The sequence below is a fragment of the Blastomonas sp. UPD001 genome, assembly GCF_003426715.1.
GTDB lineage: Bacteria > Pseudomonadota > Alphaproteobacteria > Sphingomonadales > Sphingomonadaceae > Blastomonas.
In genome coordinates, this window is sequence record NZ_QKVT01000001.1 from 2720678 (window position 1) to 2724575 (window position 3898).

Sequence of the window (3898 nt, forward strand, 5' to 3'; positions counted from 1 at the left end):
CGGGGTTCCTGCGATTGGGGGAGTCAGGTCGGCCTGCGTCAATGCCCGCACCACGTCCGCTCAGCTAAGAGCCTGTCGAAGGCCCCGCTATGACGTTGGCGGTTTCCCGTGGCCTTCGACAAGCTCAGGCTGAGCGGGTTGGGTTGAAGCAGAGCGAACAGCTTCCTTGTTATGCCCCTGTCTATGCCCGAGCGTGCAACTGATTACAAAGGAAACCAACCAGGTGGTTCAAGAGGCAAGCCCGATCGCCCCCATCTGCCGCCCGTAATCGGGCTCGCCCCGGTGCGTCGCGCGGCGGAAGCTGAAATAGCCCGCCTCGTCCGAATAGGTATCGACCCCGCTCATATGCACCGTGCCGATGCCGCAGGCGGCGAGGCGGGCGGCGATATAGCCTTCCAGATCGAACTGGTAATGGTCGGCCCGGCCTTCGCGGAAGAAGCGCTCGTTCTCGGGCGCGGCCTCGCAGAAGCGGCGGAAGAAGCCTGTATCGACCTCATAGCTTTTCTGCTGGATGCACGGGCCGATCGCCGCGACGATATTCTCGCGATGCGCGCCCATGCGCTCCATCGCCGCGACCGTCGCCTCGCCGACCCCGGCAAAGGCCCCTTTCCAGCCCGAATGCGCCGCGCCAATGATCTGTGCGCGCGCGTCGGCAAACAGGATTGGCGGGCAATCCGCACCCAGCACACCAAGCAGCAGCCCCGGCCGGTCGGTGACCATCGCGTCGGCCCTGGGCCGGTCCTCGACCGGGATCGCGGCATTGACCCGCACCACATCGGCGCTGTGCACCTGGTGCAATGTCACCAGCGTCGATCCCGGCAGGATCGCCTCGGCCGCGCGCCGCCGGTTCTCGTGCACCGCCGCCGGATCGTCGTCCGAGCCGAGCCCGACATTGAGCCCGGCGACCAGCCCGGTCGAAACCCCGCCGCGCCGCCCGGTAAAGCCATGCGCGATGCCTTCCAGCGCGGGCGAGGTGAGGATGGGGATATCGGTATCGGTCAAGGCACTTTCCCAAACTACCCCTCTCCCTTGAGGGGAGAGGGCTGCGAAGACTTATGAGCGCAGCGAGTTAGTCGTAGCTGGGTGAGGGTGAACATGCGCAGATGTTGCGAAGGTCACCCTCATCCAACTTCGCCTAGCCAGCCCTTCGACAAGCTCAGGACTGGCAAGGCTCACTATCCTTCTCCCATCAAGGGAGGAGGTTTGATCATTCCAGGCTCTTCACCACCTGTTCGGTCACATCCTTGGACAATCCCGGCTGCGCCAGGATCCGCTCGAGGCAGCCGCGCATCTTCGCGGCGCGCGCCTCGTCGAAGCGCCGCCAGCGCCCCAGCGGTGCGATGAAGCGCGCGGTGGTCTGCGGGTTGAGCGGATCGAGCTTCAGCACGAGATCGGTCAGCAGCTCATAGCCGCGCCCGCTCTCGTGATGGAACACCGCCTGGTTCGAGACGAACGGCCAGTAGAGCGCGCGGACCCGGTTGGGGTTGGTCAGCGTGAAGTCCTTGTGCCGGATGAGCTCGAGCATCTGTTCGTGCACGCGCGGGTGCGCCGAGCCGGTCTGGAGCGAAAACCATTTGTCGATGACCAACGCATTGCCCTGATAGCGGTTGTAGAAGCTGTCGAGCGCGGTCTCGCGCCGGTCGGCCTGCATGCTGGCGAGCACCGCGAGCGCGCCCTGGCGATCGGTCATGTTGTCGGCGCGCGCGAACTGGTCGAACGCAATCTGCGCCGCATCGCCGGCTTCTGCCGAGGCGATATAACCCAGCGCCAGCGACTTGATCTTGCGCGCGCCGCGCGCCTCGCGGCTCAGCGAATAGGGCACGGACGAGGCGCGTTCGTGCGCAATCCGCCACTGGTCGAGCAGCCGCGACCCGATCGCCTTGCGCAGGCTCTTGCGCGCCGCATGGATCGCCTCGGGCCGCACCACCAGCATCTGTTCGCCCAGAAACGCCTCGGTGGGCAGGCTGAGGATCTCCGCGCGCATCGAATCGTCGAGCCTTTGGTCGCTGACCAGATCGCCGAACACCGCGATGATCTCGTCGAGCGACACCGCATGGCCCTGCGCCGCGCCGGGACCGTCCATATCGGCAATGTCGGCGATCAGCCGGTCGATGACGAGCTGCTGCAGCGCCTCGTAGCGCGCGAACGGATCGTCATCATGCCGCACCAGAAAGGGCAGGTCGCCGCTCGCGCGCGCGACATCGAGATTGACCGGCGCGGAAAAGCCGCGATTGATCGACAGCACCGGCGCGCGCGCATAGCCGGTGAAGCTCAGCGTCTGTTCGGCCTCGGTCAGCATCACCAGCATCTCGCCGCGATGCGCCTTCATGTCGCGGTCGATGAGGGCGGTGCGCAAGGGGATCGGCATCAGCGGCTTGGCGGGCTGGCCGGGCGTGGCCGCGAAATTCTGCCGCAGGTGCAGCGTCGCGGTACCGGTGGCGGCGTCATGCTCCAATCGCGCCTGGACCTGCGGCGTGCCCGCCTGTTCGTACCAGCGGCGGAACTGCGTCAGGTCGAGCCCGGCGCCTTCCTCCATCGCGCGGACGAAATCCTCGCAGGTCGCCGCCTCGCCGTCATGCCGCTGGAAATAGAGGTCGCAGCCCGCGCGGAACCGCTCGGGCCCCGCCATGGTCGCCATCATGCGGATCACCTCTGCACCCTTGTTGTAGACGGTGGAGGTGTAGAAGTTGCTGATCTCCATATAGCTGTCGGGGCGGATCGGGTGCGCGAGCGGGCCTGCATCCTCGGGGAATTGCGCCGCGCGCAGCATCCGCACGTCCTCGATCCGCTTGACCGCTTCGGACCCCATATCGGCGGAAAAGCACTGGTCGCGATAGACGGTAAAGCCTTCCTTGAGGCTCAGCTGGAACCAGTCGCGGCAGGTGACGCGGTTGCCCGACCAGTTGTGGAAATATTCGTGCGCGACCACGCCCTCGATCGCGTCATAGTCGTAATCGGTCGCGGTATCGGGATCGGCGAGAATATAGCGCGAATTGAAGATGTTGAGGCCCTTGTTCTCCATCGCCCCCATGTTGAAATCGCTGACCGCGACGATGTTGAACACCGGCAGATCGTATTCGAGACCATAGACGCGCTCGTCCCAGGCCATCGAGGCCTTGAGCGCCTGCATCGCATGCGCGGTGCGCCCCTCGTCGCCCTGGCGCACGAAGATCGCGAGATCGACATGCGTCCCGCTCTTCGTCGCGAAGCTGTCGCGCGTCGCGACGAGATCGCCCGCGACCAGCGCGAACAGATAGCTCGGCTTGGGGTGCGGATCGCGCCAGCGGGCATAATGCCGCCCGCCCTCCAGATCGCCCGATTCGACCAGCGCGCCGTTGGAGAGCAGGACGGGGAAGCGTTGCTTGTCCGCGCGCAGCAGCACCTCGTAGACCGACATGTTGTCGGGCCGGTCGACGAAGGGGATGATGCGGCGAAAGCCTTCGGCCTCGCACTGGGTGCACAACATGCCGTTCGAGGCGAACAGCCCCATCAGCTGCGTGTTGGTATCGGGCGCGATGCGGGTGGTGAGCGTCACAGTGGCGCGCTCGCCCGACACGTCGAACGCGATTGCGCTGCCCTCGGTCCGCCAGTTCACCGGCTGGCCATCGACGGCGAGCGTCTGCGGCAGCGCGCCATCGCAATCGAGCCGCACGGGGCGGTCTTGTTCGCCGTTGCGGACAATACCAAGCGTCGCGTGCACCTCGGTCGCGGAAAGGTCGAGATCGAATTCAAGGCTGACCGTCTCCACCCACCAGTCGGGCGGCTGGTAATCCGCGCGATAGATCACCGGGGGTTCGTGGAGCGCCGGGCTGGCGGTTGCGGTCTGGATATCGGCCATGGAGCGAGTCTAGTGTGCGTGTCCGAGTTTGGCACGAGAAAATCCTCCCCGAGCTTGTCT

The 3898-nt window shown here is 65.7% G+C and carries 2 protein-coding genes; both read right to left on the bottom strand.

Annotation, left to right across the window (positions count from 1 at the left end):
- Positions 1-228: 228 nt before the first annotated feature.
- Complete coding sequence (gene pgeF / locus DM995_RS13835) at positions 229-1002, bottom strand: peptidoglycan editing factor PgeF (RefSeq protein ID WP_031318106.1); 774 nt, start codon at positions 1000-1002, stop codon at positions 229-231.
- Positions 1003-1207: 205 nt separating this feature from the next.
- Positions 1208-3838, bottom strand: a complete 2631-nt coding sequence (gene pepN, locus DM995_RS13840) for an aminopeptidase N (protein ID WP_116969798.1) — start codon at positions 3836-3838, stop codon at positions 1208-1210.
- Positions 3839-3898 lie beyond the last annotated feature (60 nt).